Source organism: Pseudomonas sp. M20 (assembly GCF_045037865.1).
Classification (GTDB): Bacteria; Pseudomonadota; Gammaproteobacteria; order Pseudomonadales; family Pseudomonadaceae; genus Aquipseudomonas.
Genome location: NZ_CP173611.1, coordinates 6,201,549 through 6,218,080 on the forward strand (window position 1 = coordinate 6,201,549; position 16,532 = coordinate 6,218,080).

Annotated in this window: 16 protein-coding genes; 9 read left to right on the forward strand and 7 right to left on the reverse strand. The window is 58.7% G+C overall.

Annotated elements, in window-relative coordinates:
* Positions 1–46 precede the first annotated feature (46 nt).
* The gene (locus ACI514_RS27600; protein ID WP_405122727.1) at positions 47–1,219 is read right to left on the reverse strand and encodes a murein transglycosylase A; all 1,173 of its coding nucleotides are present in this window, start codon (positions 1,217–1,219) and stop codon (positions 47–49) included.
* A gap of 128 nt (positions 1,220–1,347) precedes the next feature.
* On the opposite strand from ACI514_RS27600, the gene ACI514_RS27605 reads away from it, so the two are divergent.
* Entirely contained in the window at positions 1,348–1,797 is a 450-nt protein-coding gene (locus ACI514_RS27605; RefSeq protein WP_016987228.1) for a cytochrome c, read from the forward strand.
* A 78-nt stretch (positions 1,798–1,875) separates the two neighbouring features.
* Here the strand turns inward: ACI514_RS27605 and ACI514_RS27610 are convergent, their stop codons facing one another.
* The 4 genes from ACI514_RS27610 to ACI514_RS27625 all read right to left on the reverse strand — a co-directional run bounded on the left by ACI514_RS27610 (position 1,876) and on the right by ACI514_RS27625 (position 6,495).
* Positions 1,876–2,271: a DUF1090 domain-containing protein gene (locus ACI514_RS27610; RefSeq protein ID WP_160059733.1), complete on the reverse strand. Its 396-nt coding sequence runs from the start codon at positions 2,269–2,271 to the stop codon at positions 1,876–1,878.
* A gap of 97 nt (positions 2,272–2,368) precedes the next feature.
* Positions 2,369–4,045 (reverse strand): NAD-dependent DNA ligase LigB, encoded by a 1,677-nt coding sequence (ligB, locus tag ACI514_RS27615; protein ID WP_405122728.1) that lies wholly within the window; start codon positions 4,043–4,045, stop codon positions 2,369–2,371.
* A gap of 245 nt (positions 4,046–4,290) precedes the next feature.
* Positions 4,291–5,481 (reverse strand): methionine adenosyltransferase, encoded by a 1,191-nt coding sequence (metK, locus tag ACI514_RS27620; protein WP_016987231.1) that lies wholly within the window; start codon positions 5,479–5,481, stop codon positions 4,291–4,293.
* A gap of 18 nt (positions 5,482–5,499) precedes the next feature.
* Complete coding sequence (locus tag ACI514_RS27625; protein WP_150648866.1) at positions 5,500–6,495, reverse strand: metalloregulator ArsR/SmtB family transcription factor; 996 nt, start codon at positions 6,493–6,495, stop codon at positions 5,500–5,502.
* Between the two features lie 258 nt (positions 6,496–6,753).
* On the opposite strand from ACI514_RS27625, the gene tkt reads away from it, so the two are divergent.
* The 8 genes from tkt to ACI514_RS27665 all read left to right on the forward strand — a co-directional run bounded on the left by tkt (position 6,754) and on the right by ACI514_RS27665 (position 14,774).
* Positions 6,754–8,751, forward strand: coding sequence for a transketolase (gene tkt, locus ACI514_RS27630; RefSeq protein WP_160059731.1), 1,998 nt, complete (start codon positions 6,754–6,756; stop codon positions 8,749–8,751).
* Between the two features lie 152 nt (positions 8,752–8,903).
* Entirely contained in the window at positions 8,904–9,956 is a 1,053-nt protein-coding gene (gene epd / locus ACI514_RS27635) for an erythrose-4-phosphate dehydrogenase (RefSeq protein ID WP_095121452.1), read from the forward strand.
* 12 nt (positions 9,957–9,968) lie between these two features.
* On the forward strand, positions 9,969–11,132 hold the full coding sequence (locus ACI514_RS27640) for a phosphoglycerate kinase (RefSeq protein ID WP_405122729.1): 1,164 nt from the start codon (positions 9,969–9,971) through the stop codon (positions 11,130–11,132).
* A gap of 34 nt (positions 11,133–11,166) precedes the next feature.
* The gene (locus ACI514_RS27645; RefSeq protein WP_150749724.1) at positions 11,167–11,388 is read left to right on the forward strand and encodes a hypothetical protein; all 222 of its coding nucleotides are present in this window, start codon (positions 11,167–11,169) and stop codon (positions 11,386–11,388) included.
* 57 nt (positions 11,389–11,445) lie between these two features.
* Complete coding sequence (locus ACI514_RS27650; protein ID WP_405122730.1) at positions 11,446–11,778, forward strand: MliC family protein; 333 nt, start codon at positions 11,446–11,448, stop codon at positions 11,776–11,778.
* A 252-nt stretch (positions 11,779–12,030) separates the two neighbouring features.
* On the forward strand, positions 12,031–13,095 hold the full coding sequence (gene fba, locus ACI514_RS27655; protein ID WP_008081027.1) for a class II fructose-bisphosphate aldolase: 1,065 nt from the start codon (positions 12,031–12,033) through the stop codon (positions 13,093–13,095).
* Positions 13,096–13,216: 121 nt separating this feature from the next.
* Positions 13,217–13,507 (forward strand): helix-turn-helix transcriptional regulator, encoded by a 291-nt coding sequence (locus ACI514_RS27660; RefSeq protein ID WP_238785176.1) that lies wholly within the window; start codon positions 13,217–13,219, stop codon positions 13,505–13,507.
* Positions 13,500–14,774 (forward strand): type II toxin-antitoxin system HipA family toxin, encoded by a 1,275-nt coding sequence (locus tag ACI514_RS27665; protein WP_405122731.1) that lies wholly within the window; start codon positions 13,500–13,502, stop codon positions 14,772–14,774. Before ACI514_RS27660 ends, ACI514_RS27665 begins: the two co-directional genes overlap by 8 nt.
* A 61-nt stretch (positions 14,775–14,835) precedes the next feature.
* Here ACI514_RS27665 and ACI514_RS27670 read toward each other — a convergent pair whose 3' ends face one another.
* Entirely contained in the window at positions 14,836–15,198 is a 363-nt protein-coding gene (locus ACI514_RS27670; protein WP_034153614.1) for a DUF6124 family protein, read from the reverse strand.
* A 454-nt stretch (positions 15,199–15,652) separates the two neighbouring features.
* Positions 15,653–16,321 carry a polysaccharide lyase family 7 protein gene (locus tag ACI514_RS27675; RefSeq protein WP_034153613.1) on the reverse strand — a complete coding sequence of 223 codons (669 nt, stop codon included), beginning with the start codon at positions 16,319–16,321 and terminating at the stop codon, positions 15,653–15,655.
* Positions 16,322–16,532: the final 211 nt, after the last annotated feature.

Genomic DNA, 16,532 nt, shown 5'->3' on the forward strand with positions numbered 1-16,532 from the left:
ATACGTACTCCTGTAGGAGCTGCCGCAGGCTGCGATCTTTTGCTTTTTAAGGTTTGTCGGCCACCTGCGGCACTTGCGGCAACGCCGCGCCTTTAGGCCAAAGCATCCAGATCTGCCCCTGCTGCTTCATGTCCCCGGCCAGTTGCCCGGCCGCATCACCGGTGCCCCAGAACAGATCTGCACGAACCTCACCGGCAATCGCGCCGCCGGTATCCTGCGCTGCCACCGGGCGCACCAGTGCAGTGCCATCCGGTTTAGTGGTTGATAGCCACAACAGACTGCCCAACGGAATCACTTTGCGATCCACCGCTGCGCTGTAACCAGCCGTCAGCGGCACGTTCAGCGAACCGCGTGGGCCTTCATTGCTGTCCGGGTTGCGGGTGAAAAACACATAGCTCGGGTTGCTACCCAACAGTTCGGGGATGCGCGACGGATTGGCCTTGGCCCAGTTGCTGATCGCGCTCATGGTCACGTCTTCTTTCTTCAGCTCGCCTTGCTCGACCAGCCAGCGGCCAATTGGGCGGTACGGATGGCCGTTCTGGTCGGCGTAGGCGATGCGCAGCTGTTTGCCGTCTTCTGTCTGAATGCGTCCGGAGCCCTGGATCTGTAGAAATTGCAGATTCATCGGGTCGGTCAGGTAGGCAACCACCGGGGCTTTCACACCTTTGGATTCGATGGTGGCTGCGTCGTCGTAAGGTTTGAGTACTCGACCCTCAAGGCGACCGCGCAGGCGCTTGCCCTTTAGCTCTGGGTAAATGCTTTCCAGCGAGACGATGATCATGTCTTCGGGCACACCATACACCGGCACATTGGCCGTGTCGGTGGGCGTGAGGCTGCCGGGGTAGACCGGTTCGTAGTAGCCGGTGATCAACCCGTTGGGGTTGTCGTTTTCAGCGCGCAGGCCGTAGACATCGAGATTCTGTTTGAGGAACGCACGAATCTCTGTGGCGCTCTGCGGAACATTGGCCGCTGCCGCGCAGGTTGTGCCCCAGACCGCATCAGCTTTGAGTCGGGTGCAGGCGCTGCGCCACGAACCGAAACCGGCGACCAGATCGCTATCGGATACCGCCGGCAAGGCTTCCCAGGTGGCGCTGGAATAAGTGGCCAGCGCGTGGGTTTTTGGCTTGGCGGTTTCGCCACCGGTGCAGCCGGCGAGGATCGCCAGCAGTGGAAGGGTGGCGATGAGCGGTTGACGCCAGGCCTGGAAGCGGCTGTTCATGGAGTGATTCCTGTGCCGGTTGGCCGAGTGCTCCATGCGCTCGAGCAACCCGTATTTTTAATAGGGCTATTGGTGTTTGGCGGTGACGCGAGGATACTGGCCGCCGAATTCCGTGACCTGAAGCCACCATGACTCTTAAAAGCATTTCTGTTGTATTGCTGGCCTGTCTGACCCTTTCCGCCTGTGGCGGCGTCGATCCGAATTCCCCGCTGGGCCAACGTAAGGCGATCTTCAAGCAGATGCTTAAGACCGGCGAAGATCTGGGCGGCATGTTGCGTGGACGCATTCCGTTCGACGGACCGAAGTTCGCCGAAGGCGCGGTCAAGCTCGATGCGTTGTCCCATGAACCGTGGAAGCATTTTCCGCAGGTTCGTGAAGAAGATCACACCAGCGCCAAGGATGATGTCTGGCAGAAACAGGCGCAGTTTCAGGAAATGGCCCGCACCCTGGAAGCCGCCACCGGTGAATTGGTGATCGCCAGTCAGGTTCAGCCGTACAAGGCCAGCAATCTCGGGCCTGCGGTGCAGAAAGTTGAAGATGCCTGCAGCGCTTGCCATAAACAGTTTCGCGATCATTGATCTTTAAAAGATCGCAGCCTGCGGCAGCTCCTGCATTGATCAGGGTAGGAGCTGCCGCAGGCTGCGATCTGTTGATTTTTACTTGTCGATTTCGTCCAGCGCGTCCTGCAGTTCTTTGCGCGACTCGGCTAGCTTGTCTTTGCGCTTGTTGATCTTCTCTGGATCGCCTTTTTTCATGGCCTTGTCGAGATCAGCCTGACGCTTGCTCACTTCGTGCTTGGCTTCGAGCACCTTGTTTTCGCGTTCTTTCTTCAGACCCGCGTCGGTGCAGTTTTTTGTAACCTCATCCAGCGCCGTTTGCAGGCCGGCCTGTTGATCGGTGTTGCCGCGCGACTTGGCTTGTTCGATCTGATTCATGATGCCCTGCTTCTTGGCGGCGCAACCGGTCAGGCCCGGGGCGTCTTCTTCGGCCATGACGGGGGCGGCCATTACGCCGCAAAGGGTCAGCATGGCGAGCGGTGCGAGAAATTTCATAAAAGCTCCATGTGCAAAGGCAATCGGGTCAGGGCGGCACTGCGCTGTTGGAGCGCCGAGGCGGCCTTTGGGTTCCCGGCGCACCGGGATTGCGTAGTCAGAAACCGTCGATTCCGGCGGCACGTAAGGTTTCGCTCAAGGCCAGTACCTGCGGGTCGCGAAAGAATGCGCTCAATTGCGCTGCGCGTCCCGGGCCGATACCGGCTTCGGCCTGCCATTGTTCGGTGTCGCGTTGTGCCAGCGCCTGCCACGAGTCAGGCAGGTGTGCCTGACCGCTTGGCGGTAAGCCCAAGGCTTTGAGCCACTGGGCGAAAGGCCGTTGGCGGGCGCTGTGAAAACTGTGCATCAGGCGTTCGCTGCTGCGCTCGCCGAAGCCGGCAATGTTAGCAAGCTCTGACGCGTCGAGGGTCAACCAATCCAGCAGGTTGTTCACACGGCGTGTTTCGAGAAGTTTCTCCCAGGTACCACGACCGACATGCTGCATCGCCAGCCCTTGCTTACCGCTGAGCCAGCTCAAGCGGGCGAGAAACTGGCTTTCGCAGCCGGTGGTGGGTTGCCAGCAGCTCAAGCTGTGGAAGTCGTCGGCGTTGGGGATGTTGAGGTCTGTGCGTTCGGCGGCTTGCAGCACAACACTGTCAAGTCGTGGAATGGTCAGGCCGGCGAGGCTGATTGCCACTTGATCACCGGGGCGGATATCCAGGTCTTGCCAGCGTTTGAAGGAACTGGCGCTAACCCGTTTGATCTCCCGGTCATCAAGCATGACGGGTTTGAGTTCGAGTACTGGCGTGATACGCCCGGTGCGCCCGATCTTGAAGTTGACCTTGCGCACTTCGGCCAGCGCTTGAGCAAAGGGATACTTCCATGCAACTGCCCAATACGGAGCGCGCGCCTGCCAGCGTTCGGCGGGTGGTCGTTGACTCTGGCGCAATACCACGCCGTCAGTGGCAAAGGGCAGGGGCGAGCGATACCAGTGATCGCGCCATTTCTGTGCGGCAGCAAAGTCGGCGACAGGATGACTGTACGGCTCCATCGTGGCGAAACCCAGCGTCGCCAACGTGGCGACTCGCTCGGGCAATTGCGCTGGGCCTTGTGGCCAGTCCCAGACGAACAGTCCGATGCCGGAGGCTTGCTCGGCATCCAGGGTTTTCCGTCCCATCAGGCCCGCGACGGTGGCGCGGGCGTTAACGCTGCCGGATCGCGTTTGCACGTGCTCGTTCAAGCGCCAGTAGAGTTCGCCCTGCACCAGCAGATCCAGCGGTTGTGTCAGGCGTTGAGGAATGGCGCCGATCTTCTGCGCTGATGGCGTCCAGTCCTGGCCACGAACCCCATCACCGCGACTGATGGCCTGATGCAGAACGCCTGTGCGATAAATCAGCGTCACCGCAACGCCGTCGACTTTGGGTTGTACCCAGACATCCTTGCGATCGCGTAGCCACGTTTCCACGGCCTCGGCTTTATGCAGTTTATCCAGGCCGGTATGGACGATGGGGTGAGCGATCGAACCTGAGGCTGTGCGTAAGGGGGCGGGTGGAGAGGGGAGTTTGAAGCACTCTCGCCATTCGTTCAGACGTGTGCGCGATTGATCGTAGAGCTCATCGGCAATCAGTGAGCGACCTTCGCGGTGGTAGGCGTCGTCCCATTGGTTGATCTGTTTTTGCAGGGTGGCGATTTCGTTTTGCGCGGTGCGGACAGGCCAGTCAGGGCAAGCGGCGTAAGCGATCAGGTGGGTGAAGCTCAGCAGAAGAATTGAAAAAAGGCGCAGCGTGGCAAGCATGTTGAGCGTCCTTGCTCAGGGGAATGCTTGAAGATTAGTCAGGATTCAGAGCAGCAACGGCTGGGTGTTTTGCATCGTGTTTCAGTTATGAAGATCAAAAGATCGCGGCCTTCGGCAGCTCCTACAGGAGGCGTGCGTTTCACTTGTAGGAGCTGCCGAAGGCTGCGATCTTTTGCTCTTTTCGAGGCATGAAAAAGCCCCGCAGGGCGTGAGCCGTGCGGGGCTTTTTGTACCGCCGGGGAGGCTTACAGGCCAGCAGCAGAACGCAGGGCGTCGGCGCGGTCGGTTTTTTCCCAGGTGAAGGTGGTGAAAGTGTCTTCGCCAACAGTCTTGGTCTCTGGCGTGCGACCGAAGTGGCCGTACGCTGCAGTTTCCTGGTACATCGGGTGCAGCAGATCGAGCATGGTGGTGATTGCGTATGGACGCAGGTCGAACACTTCACGGACCAGTTTGACGATCTTGTCATCGCTGATCTTGCCGGTGCCGAAGGTGTTCAGCGAGATCGAAGTTGGCTGAGCCACGCCGATCGCGTAGGAAACCTGAATCTCGCAACGCTCGGCCAGGCCGGCCGCGACGATGTTCTTGGCAACGTAACGGCCAGCGTAGGCAGCCGAACGGTCAACCTTCGATGGATCTTTACCGGAGAACGCGCCGCCGCCGTGACGGGCCATGCCGCCGTAGCTGTCGACGATGATCTTGCGACCGGTCAGGCCGCAGTCACCTACCGGGCCGCCAATGATGAACTGGCCGGTCGGGTTGATGTGGAACTGGGTGTCTTTGCTCAGCAGTTCGGCAGGCAGCACGTGCTTGACGATCAGTTCCATCACGCCTTCGCGCAGGTCTTTGTACGACACTTCAGGGTTGTGCTGGGTCGACAGAACAACAGCGTCGATACCGACAACCTTGCCGCCTTCGTAACGGCAAGTCACTTGCGACTTGGCGTCTGGACGCAGCCAAGGCAGCAGACCCGATTTACGGGCCTCGGCCTGGCGCTGTACCAACTGGTGCGAGAAGGTAATCGGGGCTGGCATCAAAACGTCGGTTTCGTTGCTGGCGTAGCCGAACATCAGGCCCTGGTCGCCGGCGCCCTGATCTTCAGGCTTGGCACGGTCAACACCCTGGTTGATGTCTGGGGACTGCTTGCCGATGATGTTCATCACGCCGCAGGTCGCGCCGTCGAAGCCGACGTCGGAGCTGTTATAGCCGATGTCGAGAATCACGTTACGCACGATCTCTTCCAGATCGACCCAGGCGCTGGTGGTCACTTCACCGGCAACGATTGCCACGCCAGTCTTGACCAGGGTTTCCACGGCAACGCGTGCGTGTTTGTCCTGGGTAATGATGGCGTCCAGCACCGCATCGGAAATCTGGTCGGCGATTTTGTCCGGATGTCCTTCGGACACGGACTCGGAGGTGAAGAGGGAGTATTCGCTCATCTCGATGTTTTCCTGAATTTACCGATGGTGAGTGTCGCCAGCCGGTCGCTGAAAGTGGCGGACCTGGATCTGGAAACCATTACGTAAGCCTACATAGAGGCTTTCCCCGGGAACGAGTCCCGCAGCGGTGGCCCAACGGGCCAAATCGTCCTGTTCAAACCCCAACCACAGATCACCGCAGGCCTCCCTGGCCCAACTCTGGTTGTGGCTACATAACTCTGTCACGAGCAGACTACCGCCCGGTTGCAGCAGGTCGGCCATGTGCTTGAGCGCATCGGCCGGCGCGGCGAAATGGTGCAACACCATGTTCAACACCACACAATCGGCCTGAAGGCTTGTACCGTTCAATGCATCGGCCAATTGCAGGCTGACGTTAGCCAGCTGTTCACGTTCACATACCTGACGCGCCAGTTCGAGCATCGCCGGGCTGTTGTCCAGCGCGGTTACGGTGCCGAAGCGACGGGCCAGCTCCGGCAGAAAAGCACCATCGCCGGGGCCGACTTCAATGGCCGTGGCTGCACCATTGAAGTTCAGTTTGTCGAGCAGGGCCAGCACACTGTCACGGTACTGCGGCAGGCCTGCGATCAAGTCTTGCTGGGCACGGAATTTCTCCGCCACCCGGGCGAAAAAGTCTTGGCTGGCGGCGGCACGTTGGCCGTGAACCTGCTCGATGCGCGCTTGCACATCGTCGGGCAGATCCAGATTGTCGACTTCTTCTAACAATGCCGCGTGCAACTTGCCGCCGAGCAGTTCGCTGTGGGGCAGGGCGCGGCGATAGAAAATAGCGTTGCCTTCACGGCGGGTCGCCACCAGGTCGGCTTGTGCCAGTACCTTGAGGTGATGACTCATGCCGGACTGGCCAATGCCGAAAATCTGCGCCAACTCCAGAACACCGAACGAATCGTTGGCCAGCGCGCGCAAGACATTCAGCCGCAACGGATCGCCGCCGGCCTTGCACAGGGCCGCCAGCTCGTCGCAATCGTCATGGCGAATGGAAGGCACGCGTAAATTCATAGGGCCGCAGTCTAGAGACGGGGGGAATTCATCGCAAGGCCAATATCAAAAAGTTTTGATATTGCTCGATAAATGGCACTTCTCTCCAAGCGGTTAACTCTACAAACGAGTAGCGGAAAGGTTTCACCAACAGAAAGCGCCGCTATCCATTGGAAAAACGCCCCCCGATGACTATCTGTCATTGCCCCGAGGCGCCCCGGTGAGGGAAAATGCCCTCCTTTTTTCCGTTTCGACTTACCAGAACCCAGGAGATCAGCGATGCCTAGCCGTCGTGAGCGTGCCAACGCCATTCGTGCCCTCAGCATGGATGCCGTGCAAAAAGCCAACAGCGGCCATCCCGGTGCCCCTATGGGTATGGCAGATATCGCCGAAGTGCTTTGGCGCGACTACCTCAAGCACAACCCGAGCAATCCATCGTTCGCCGACCGTGACCGCTTCGTGCTGTCCAACGGCCACGGCTCGATGTTGATCTACTCGCTGTTGCACCTGACCGGTTATGACCTGTCGATCGACGACCTCAAGCAATTCCGTCAACTGCACAGCCGCACCCCGGGCCACCCGGAATTCGGTTACACCCCGGGTGTTGAAACCACCACCGGCCCGCTGGGTCAGGGTCTGGCCAACGCCGTCGGTTTCGCCTTGGCTGAAAAAGTACTGGGCGCGCAGTTCAACCGTCCAGGCCACGACATCGTCGACCACCACACCTACGTGTTCCTGGGTGATGGCTGCATGATGGAAGGCATTTCCCACGAAGTCGCTTCGCTGGCCGGCACTTTGGGCCTGGGCAAGCTGATCGCGTTCTACGATGACAATGGCATCTCCATCGACGGCGAAGTCGAAGGCTGGTTCACCGATGACACCCCGAAGCGTTTCGAAGCCTACAACTGGCAGGTGATCCGCAACGTTGACGGTCACGATCCGGAAGAGATCAAGACTGCCATCGAAACCGCGCGCAAGAGCCCGCTGCCGACCCTGATCTGCTGCAAGACCACCATCGGTTTCGGCTCGCCGAACAAGCAGGGCAAAGAAGACTGCCACGGCGCTCCACTGGGCGACGCGGAAATCGCGCTGACCCGTCAGGCGCTGAACTGGAACCACGGCCCGTTCGAAATCCCGGCCGATATCTATGCCGAGTGGGATGCCAAGGAAAAAGGTCGCGCGGCCGAAGCCGAGTGGGATCAGCGTTTCGCTGCCTACTCCGCTGCATTCCCGACCGAAGCCAACGAACTGGTGCGTCGTCTGAGCGGTGAGCTGCCGGCTGACTTCTCGGAAAAAGCTTCGGCTTACATCGCTGAAGTTGCGGCCAAAGGCGAAACCATTGCCAGCCGTAAAGCCAGCCAGAACACCCTGAACGCATTCGGCCCGCTGCTGCCGGAACTGCTTGGCGGTTCGGCTGACCTGGCCGGTTCCAACCTGACCCTGTGGAAAGGTTGCAAAGGCGTCAGCGCTGAAGATGCCAGCGGCAACTACATGTACTACGGCGTGCGCGAATTCGGCATGACCGCGATCATGAACGGCGTGACCCTGCACGGCGGCCTGGTGCCTTACGGCGCGACCTTCCTGATGTTCATGGAATATGCGCGCAACGCCGTACGCATGTCGGCGCTGATGAAGAAGCAAGTGATCCACGTCTACACCCACGACTCCATCGGTCTGGGCGAAGACGGCCCGACTCACCAGCCGATCGAACAGCTGACCAGCCTGCGTACCACACCGAACCTCGACACCTGGCGTCCAGCCGATGCCGTTGAATCGGCCGTGGCCTGGAAGAACGCTCTAGAGCGCAAGGACGGCCCATCGGCGCTGATCTTCTCGCGTCAGAACCTGCAGCACCAGGAACGTGATGCCGGCCAGATTGCCGATATCAGCCGTGGCGGTTACGTGCTGAAGGACTGCGCAGGCGAGCCTGAGCTGATCCTGATTTCGACCGGTTCGGAAGTGGGTCTGGCGGTTCAGGCTTACGACAAACTGACCGAGCAGGGCCGCAAGGTGCGTGTGGTTTCCATGCCTTGCACCAGCGTGTTCGATGCTCAGGACGCGGGCTACAAGCAGGCGGTACTACCGTTGCAGGTCAGCGCGCGTATCGCGATCGAAGCGGCTCACGCCGACTTCTGGTTCAAGTACGTGGGTCTGGAAGGTCGCGTGATCGGCATGACCACTTACGGCGAATCGGCTCCGGCTTCGGCACTGTTCGAAGAGTTCGGCTTCACCCTGGAAAACATCCTGGGTCAGGCTGAAGAGCTGCTGGAAGACTAAGTCAGACAGTTGTGTTGTCCGGGCTGACGCCATCGCGAGCAGGCTCACTCCTACAGGGTTTTACGTTGCCCGTGTAGGAGTGAGCCTGCTCGCGATAGCGTCGGTTCAGACAATAAAGAGCTTTCTGATTCACCACGGTAATCGAGAACCCCATGCCTCAACCGCGTCCCTACAAAGTTGCACTCAACGGCTACGGCCGGATTGGTCGTTGCGTCTTGCGTGCGTTGTTTGAGCGAGGCGAGAAAGCCGGGTTTGAAATTGTCGCGATCAACGATCTGGCGGACATGGCCAGCATCGAATACCTGACACGCTTTGACTCCACCCACGGCCGTTTTCCGGGCGAAGTGCGAGTAGAAGGCGATTGTCTGCATATTAATGGCGACTGCGTGAAGGTCCTGCGCAGTGCTACTCCCGAAGGCATCGATTGGGCGTCGCTGGGCGTCGATCTGGTGCTGGAATGCTCCGGTGCCTACAACACCCGTGAAGACGGCCAGCGCTTTCTCGACGCCGGCGCGCCACGCGTGTTGTTCTCGCAGCCGATGGCCAGCGAGGCGGATGTCGACGCCACCATCGTTTATGGCGTCAATCAGGATTGCCTGACCGGCGACGAACTGTTGGTGTCCAACGCCTCCTGTACGACCAATTGCGGCGTGCCGCTGTTGCGCTTGCTCGACAAGGCGATCGGCCTCGATTACGTGTCGATCACCACCATTCACTCGGCGATGAACGATCAGCCGGTGATCGACGCTTATCACCACGAAGACCTGCGCCGCACCCGTTCGGCGTTCCAGTCGGTGATCCCGGTGTCCACTGGTCTGGCGCGCGGTATCGAGCGTCTGCTGCCGGAACTTGCCGGGCGAATTCAGGCCAAAGCCGTACGCGTGCCGACGGTCAACGTGTCCTGCCTCGACATCACGATGCAGACCGCCACCGCGACTGACGCCAATGAGGTCAACCGGATCCTGCGCGAAGCCGCCACCAATGGCCCGCTCAAAGGTCTGCTGGCTTACACCGAGTTGCCGCACGCCAGCTGTGATTTCAACCATGACCCACATTCGGCCATCGTCGATGCCAGTCAGACCCGTGTTTCCGGCCCCAAGCTGGTGAACATCCTGGCCTGGTTCGACAACGAATGGGGTTTTGCCAACCGAATGCTGGACGTTGCAGAACACTATCTGCAAACAGCAACTTCAAAAAAACCGTAGGAAGTGCGACCCATGACCGTGTTGAAGATGTCCGACCTCGATCTGCAAGGTAAGCGCGTATTGATCCGCGAAGACCTCAACGTCCCAGTCAAGGACGGTGTTGTCACCAGCGATGCGCGTATCCTGGCTTCGCTGCCGACCATCAAGCTGGCCCTGGAAAAAGGCGCGGCCGTGATGGTCTGCTCGCACCTTGGCCGGCCGACCGAAGGCGAGTTCTCCGCCGAGAACAGCCTCAAGCCTGTTGCTGACTACCTGAGCAAGGCGCTGGGCCGTGAAGTGCCACTGGTGGCTGATTACCTGGGCGGCGTGGACGTCAAGGCTGGCGACATCGTGCTGTTCGAAAACGTGCGCTTCAACAAGGGCGAGAAAAAGAACGCTGACGAACTGGCCCAGCAATACGCGGCCCTGTGCGACGTGTTCGTGATGGACGCTTTCGGCACCGCTCACCGCGCCGAAGGTTCGACCCACGGCGTGGCCAAGTTCGCCAAAGTCGCCGCCGCTGGCCCACTGCTGGCCGCTGAACTGGACGCACTGGGCAAAGCCCTTGGCGCACCGGCTCAGCCAATGGCGGCCATTGTTGCCGGCTCCAAGGTCTCGACCAAACTCGACGTGCTGAACAGCCTGAGCCAGATCTGCAACCAATTGATCGTCGGCGGCGGCATCGCCAACACCTTCCTCGCTGCTGCTGGTCACCCGGTCGGCAAGTCGCTGTACGAGCCGGACCTGCTCGACACCGCACGCGCCATCGCTGCGAAAGTCAGCGTGCCGCTGCCGGTTGACGTAGTGGTTGCCAAAGAATTCGCCGAAAGCGCAGAAGCCACCGTCAAGCTGATCGCTGACGTCGCGGCTGACGACATGATTCTGGACATCGGCCCGCAAACCGCGGCCAACTTCGCCGAACTGCTGAAATCGTCGAAAACCATTCTGTGGAACGGCCCGGTCGGCGTGTTCGAGTTCGACCAGTTCGGCAACGGCACCAAAGTGCTGGCTCAGGCCATTGCCGACAGCGCTGCGTTCTCGATTGCCGGCGGTGGCGACACTCTGGCTGCGATCGATAAATATGGCGTGGCTGAGCAAATCTCCTACATTTCCACCGGTGGCGGCGCGTTCCTCGAATTCGTCGAAGGCAAAGTGCTGCCAGCCGTTGAAGTCCTGGAAAGCCGGGCCAAGGCCTGAGGCCGCCCGTTTGGCCAGGCAAAGGAGTGTTTACATGGTCAAGTCGTTAGCGCTGTTGTTGCTGACCGGTACGCTGGTGGCCTGCGGGAGTAACCCGAAGGCCGAAGCCACGCCGGCGCCGAGCGAGTCGCAGAAGGGCTGTTATCAGGCCGACTGGCAGGCCGAAACCAACCCGGTGCTGAACAAGCGCTCGGGGCCGGACGGTCTGGACAAATACGAGACGCAAACCCCGGCCAAGGAACATGGTTGTCCTTGACGGGTCTGACTCTTTAACTCAGGGCTGGCGGCGTGTGCCGTCAGTCGAGGAACACGGATGAAAGGCTTGATCGCCATTGCGGCGTTGGCATTGTTGGGCGGTTGCGCGCAGTTGAACCTGTTTCAGTCGTCTACTCCGGCGGACAACTGGACCACCTGGACCTGCGACAGCCAGGCCAAAGTGCTGTGGCGCTACGTCGATGCCGGCCAGAAGGAAGTCGACGTTCGACTGGGTGGCGGTGATCAGGTCTATCGCCTGAAAGAAGAGCCAGGCGCCTCGGGCACGCTGTACAGCGACGGCATGCTGGCGTTTCACGTCAAGGGAGAGGAAGGCCTGGTGTACTGGGTCGCCACCAATGACCTGATCGGCCGCGGCTGCAAGGCTGAATAATTGCAACACCGCAGGCCCATTGTAGGAGTGAGCCTGCTCGCGATAGCAATTCTGCAGTCAACACTGCAGCGACTGTCAGGCCGCTATCGCGAGCAGGCTCACTCCTACAGGGGTTCTGTGTAGTTCTCAGGATTTTGCTTTATCGAATCACCAGGCCGGGCCTCAACCCCCGATCTGCAATCACTTGAATAGCCGCCGCCGCTCCGGCAGGCTGGCACGATTAACGACCCTCAACCGGGAGAGACACACACAATGGCACTTATCAGCATGCGCCAGATGTTGGACCACGCAGCCGAATTCGGCTACGGCGTTCCAGCTTTCAACGTCAACAACCTTGAGCAGATGCGCGCCATCATGGAAGCCGCTGACAAGACTGACTCCCCGGTGATCGTTCAGGCTTCGGCCGGCGCTCGCAAATACGCCGGCGCGCCATTCCTGCGTCACCTGATCCTGGCCGCGATCGAGGAATTCCCGCACATCCCGGTGTGCATGCACCAGGACCACGGCACCAGCCCTGACGTCTGCCAGCGTTCGATTCAACTGGGCTTCAGCTCGGTGATGATGGACGGCTCGCTGGGCGAAGACGGCAAGACCCCGACCGACTACGACTACAACGTCCGTGTTACCCAACAAACCGTGGCCATGGCGCACGCCTGCGGCGTTTCGGTAGAAGGCGAGCTGGGCTGCCTGGGTTCGCTGGAAACCGGCATGGCCGGTGAAGAAGACGGCATCGGCGCCGAAGGCGTTCTGGATCACAGCCAAATGCTGACCGACCCGGAAGAAGCCGCTGACTTCGTCAAACGCACTCAGGTCGATGCCCTGGCCATCGCCATCGGCACCAGCCACGGCGCCTACAAGTTCACCAAGCCACCTACCGGCGACGTGCTGGCGATCGACCGCATCAAGGAAATCCACAAGCGCATCCCGAACACCCACCTGGTGATGCACGGTTCGTCCTCGGTGCCACAAGAGTGGCTGGCGATCATCAACCAGTACGGCGGCGACATCAAAGAAACCTACGGCGTACCGGTTGAAGAAATCGTCGAAGGCATCAAGCACGGCGTGCGCAAGGTCAACATCGACACCGACCTGCGCCTGGCATCCACCGGTGCGATGCGTCGCCTGATGGCCACCAACCCGAGCGAATTCGACCCGCGTAAATTCTTCGGCGCGACTGTGACGGCGATGCGTGATGTGTGTATCGCTCGTTATGAAGCGTTTGGTACTGCCGGTAATGCTTCGAAGATCAAACCGATCTCGCTGGAAGCGATGTACCAGCGTTATCTGAAGGGGGAGTTGAACGCTAAGGTTAACTAAGCCTGAGCGTTAAACTGCTTCGATAAGAAACCCGCCGGTGAGGCGGGTTTTTTTGTGGGTGAAATTTTTGGTAGCGATACTTGGAAATCCGCACTTGAAATGTCACCTATAGTGAACTTTAATGATTTTTATCAGCTTAAAGTCCCATATAGGTGACATTTTGATCCTGAATAATCCTGCGATTTTCGCCGAACGCATTCGTCAGCTGCGAAAAGCCAAGGGCTACAGTCAGCTAATACTAGCGCACAAGGCTAAATGCAGTCGCAAGACCATCATCGATCTTGAGGCCGGTGAAAACGTCGCTTTTTATACTGTGTTCCGGGTGATTGCCGCGTTGGGCATGGCGCTCGAAATTGTCGACAACCGAATCGATCTCAAGTCGCTTGCCGATCTGGTAGAGCATGATGAATAAGGTCAAGCGGCTCAACGTCATGACGCCGCAAGGCTGCGCGGGCGAGCTATCCAAAGGTTCGCAGTTCTCGTTTGCCTACCAGACGGCAGAAGCGTCTCGGGAAGTCTCGTTGGTCATGCCCTATGACCCGACGCCCGCGGTGAGCAATGTACTGCACCCAATATTTGATATGAATGTGCCGGAAGGTTTTCTGGCCGATCAGATCAAGCGCCGGATGGCCAAGCATATGCAGGTCGATGAAATGCGGCTGCTTTCGGTCATTGGCGGCAATCAGATTGGTCGCCTCACCTATGAGAATCCGACTGAGCCACCTAGCGCCGTGCATGCCCAAGTCGGTTTACAAGACATTCTGTCTGCCGACGCCTCTCAGGGTGTTTTCAACTTTCTGGTTGAAACCTACTTTGAGTCGGGTATTTCCGGAGTGCAGCCCAAGGTACTGGTGCCTGACCTGGACAAGCTCACTGGCGGCCGAAAAACCATGCTCAGTTCCGATCTCATCGTTAAATCAGGAGCCGAGGAGTATGAGCACTTGGCCCAGAACGAGTTTCTGTGTCTGGAGGCGGCGCGGCTGGCAGGATTGGAAACGCCACCGTTCTGGCTTTCCGAGAGCGGCGAGCTGTTTGTCATGGAGCGGTTTGACCTGACGGCGTCTGGCCGGCTCGGCTTCGAAGACATGGCGGTACTGTTGGGTCTTAACAAAGATCCTCACGACAATTACAAGTATTCGCAGAGCTATGAAACCCTCGCGGCTGTCATCCGCCAGGTATGTCGCCATGCCGAACCGATACGAGAGCTGGAGCGATACTTTTCGTCAGTCTGCCTTTCGGTGATGGTGCGCAATGGCGATGCACATTTGAAGAACTTCGGCGTGATATACACGCAGCCCGCGGCTCCAGAAACCGTGCAGTTGGCCCCGATATACGACGTCACGACCACCACGGTCTATGAAAACTACAACCCGAAGTCCGGGCGGTCACTGGTTGACCGGACCCTGGCAATCAAAATGAATAAAACCAAAGACTATCCCGATCGCCAGCAACTGATCGAGTTCGGCCGAAAACACTGTGCAGTGGATAGGCCGGCATTGATCATCGACCGGATAGCTGAGGCAATGAGTCAGGCACTGACTGCTCATCGGTCGCGAGTGGATACTGAATTGTTTGTGGGGATGCAACGCGAATGGGATTCCGGGCGTACAGTTGCCTTGAATGACTCGGTTGGGTCGGGATTGAAGCGTAAGCCTGTATTGGGAGATAGCAACGTTTAGCTACCTTTAGCGCTTATTGCTATTCAGGAACCCGCCGCGAGGCGGGTTTTTTTGTGGGCGGTTATTCCTTCAGCTCAACATGATCCAATGCCTGATTCACCGCCAGTTCACCGAGCATGACCACTTGCGCGATGCCCAACGCTGTCTTGCGGTGTGAGGTGTCGAGCATGGCGGCGAAGTTGTTGAGCATTTCGCTGGCTGAACCCAGGGTTTCGCTGGCGTTGGCCAGCAGGGATTCGGTGTTGTACTTCGGGTTGGCGAGGTACATGGGCTCGGGTTTATGCGTGCTGGCCATGATGAAGGCGGACGGTTTGAGGTAATGGTCGAGGGCGCGTTCGGCGGCGTCGTTGAGTTTTTTCGAGTCGAGGGATTCGTAGGGGGATGCGGGATCTGTTTCTGGCGGGTGTGGCGTTGATTTGATCATGTTTCGTCTCCGGTAAATGGAGCCGACACCGGATCGCTACTAAACGAAGAGGGTGGCAGCTGAACGCAGGTTAGTAGACCGGGGAGACGCGACCGGCGCACCCGAAGGCGCCCTGCGTACAGCTACCATCAAGTGCAGGCTTAGAAATACCTGACTGAACGGATGCACATACGCTTCGCGTAACCACGGGCTACTAAACCCGATCACTGGAAATCAGTGACACGAATCAAGTTACCGATGGCCCGCCAGGCGCACAAGCCGGCGGATTCTGGCGTAGTGGTAGGCAACGACGCAAGCTGTTGTAGGCATCCGGAAGTAACCGCCGACAGATCTAAACAACACCGTTTAAAGGTAGGAGCTGCCGAAGGCTGCGATCTTTTGATTTTGTCTTTTTAGAATCAAAAACAGGATCAAAAGATCGCAGCCTTCGGCAGCTCCTACAGTGGGGATTGGGTTATTTGTCGTGATCGATATCGAGCTTGGAGAAGGTCACTTGGCCACCTTCACTGGTGTACCCCGTGTTGTCCTGCACATAAACCCCAGCCTTGAAATACAACGGCTTGTTCCGCCACGTCGCGCTGATCTGTGAATCCCACTGATATCCCGCCGCACTCACACCCAACGCACCGCCAGGACTCAGGTGGATGAGGTAGTTGAATTCGCGATCCAGCTTGATCCCGGTAGCCAAGGTGATGACGCGGCTTTCATCATCATCCGGGTGCATGCGCACCTTGATCACCAGATTGCCGGTCTCGGTTTTGGTCTTGTACTGGTATTCGAGTTTGACCATCGGCTTCTGGCTTTCATAAGCATGAATCTGGCCGATGACGATCTTGCCGGAGCTGGGCACTTTGTTCACCGTGAGGGTCGCGCGCAGCAGGTTGTCGGCGTCCGGGTAATACCAGTTGCGCAAGGTGCCGTTGCTGTAGGTTTCGCGCAGTTCGGTGCGGGGGTAGATGGCGTTTTCGGTTTTTGACCCGGTAACCGGTGACCAGAAGAACAAGGTGCCGGTGTCGGAATGGAAGTACTGATCTTTGAAGCCGTTCACCAGTTTTGAGGTTTCGACGGTGTATGGCGGGCTGCCAACGGGAACGCTGAGGTTCCAGGTTGCGAGATCGATCATGTCGGTTCTTCCACTCAAAGTTCACTGCACGTACGTGCCAGAAGCTCTAGCCCGCACGTTTTTGGGCGGCCTTTATAAGCGTAGAGGGGAAATTTGTTAACGCCCGTTTGGCAGATGATTGACGTCAACATCCTGTCGAAATGCCATCTCTGCCGGTTTCCGGGGGCTTCAGCGGTGACCGTTAGTCGGCAAATTCACGCTTTGGTTAAAT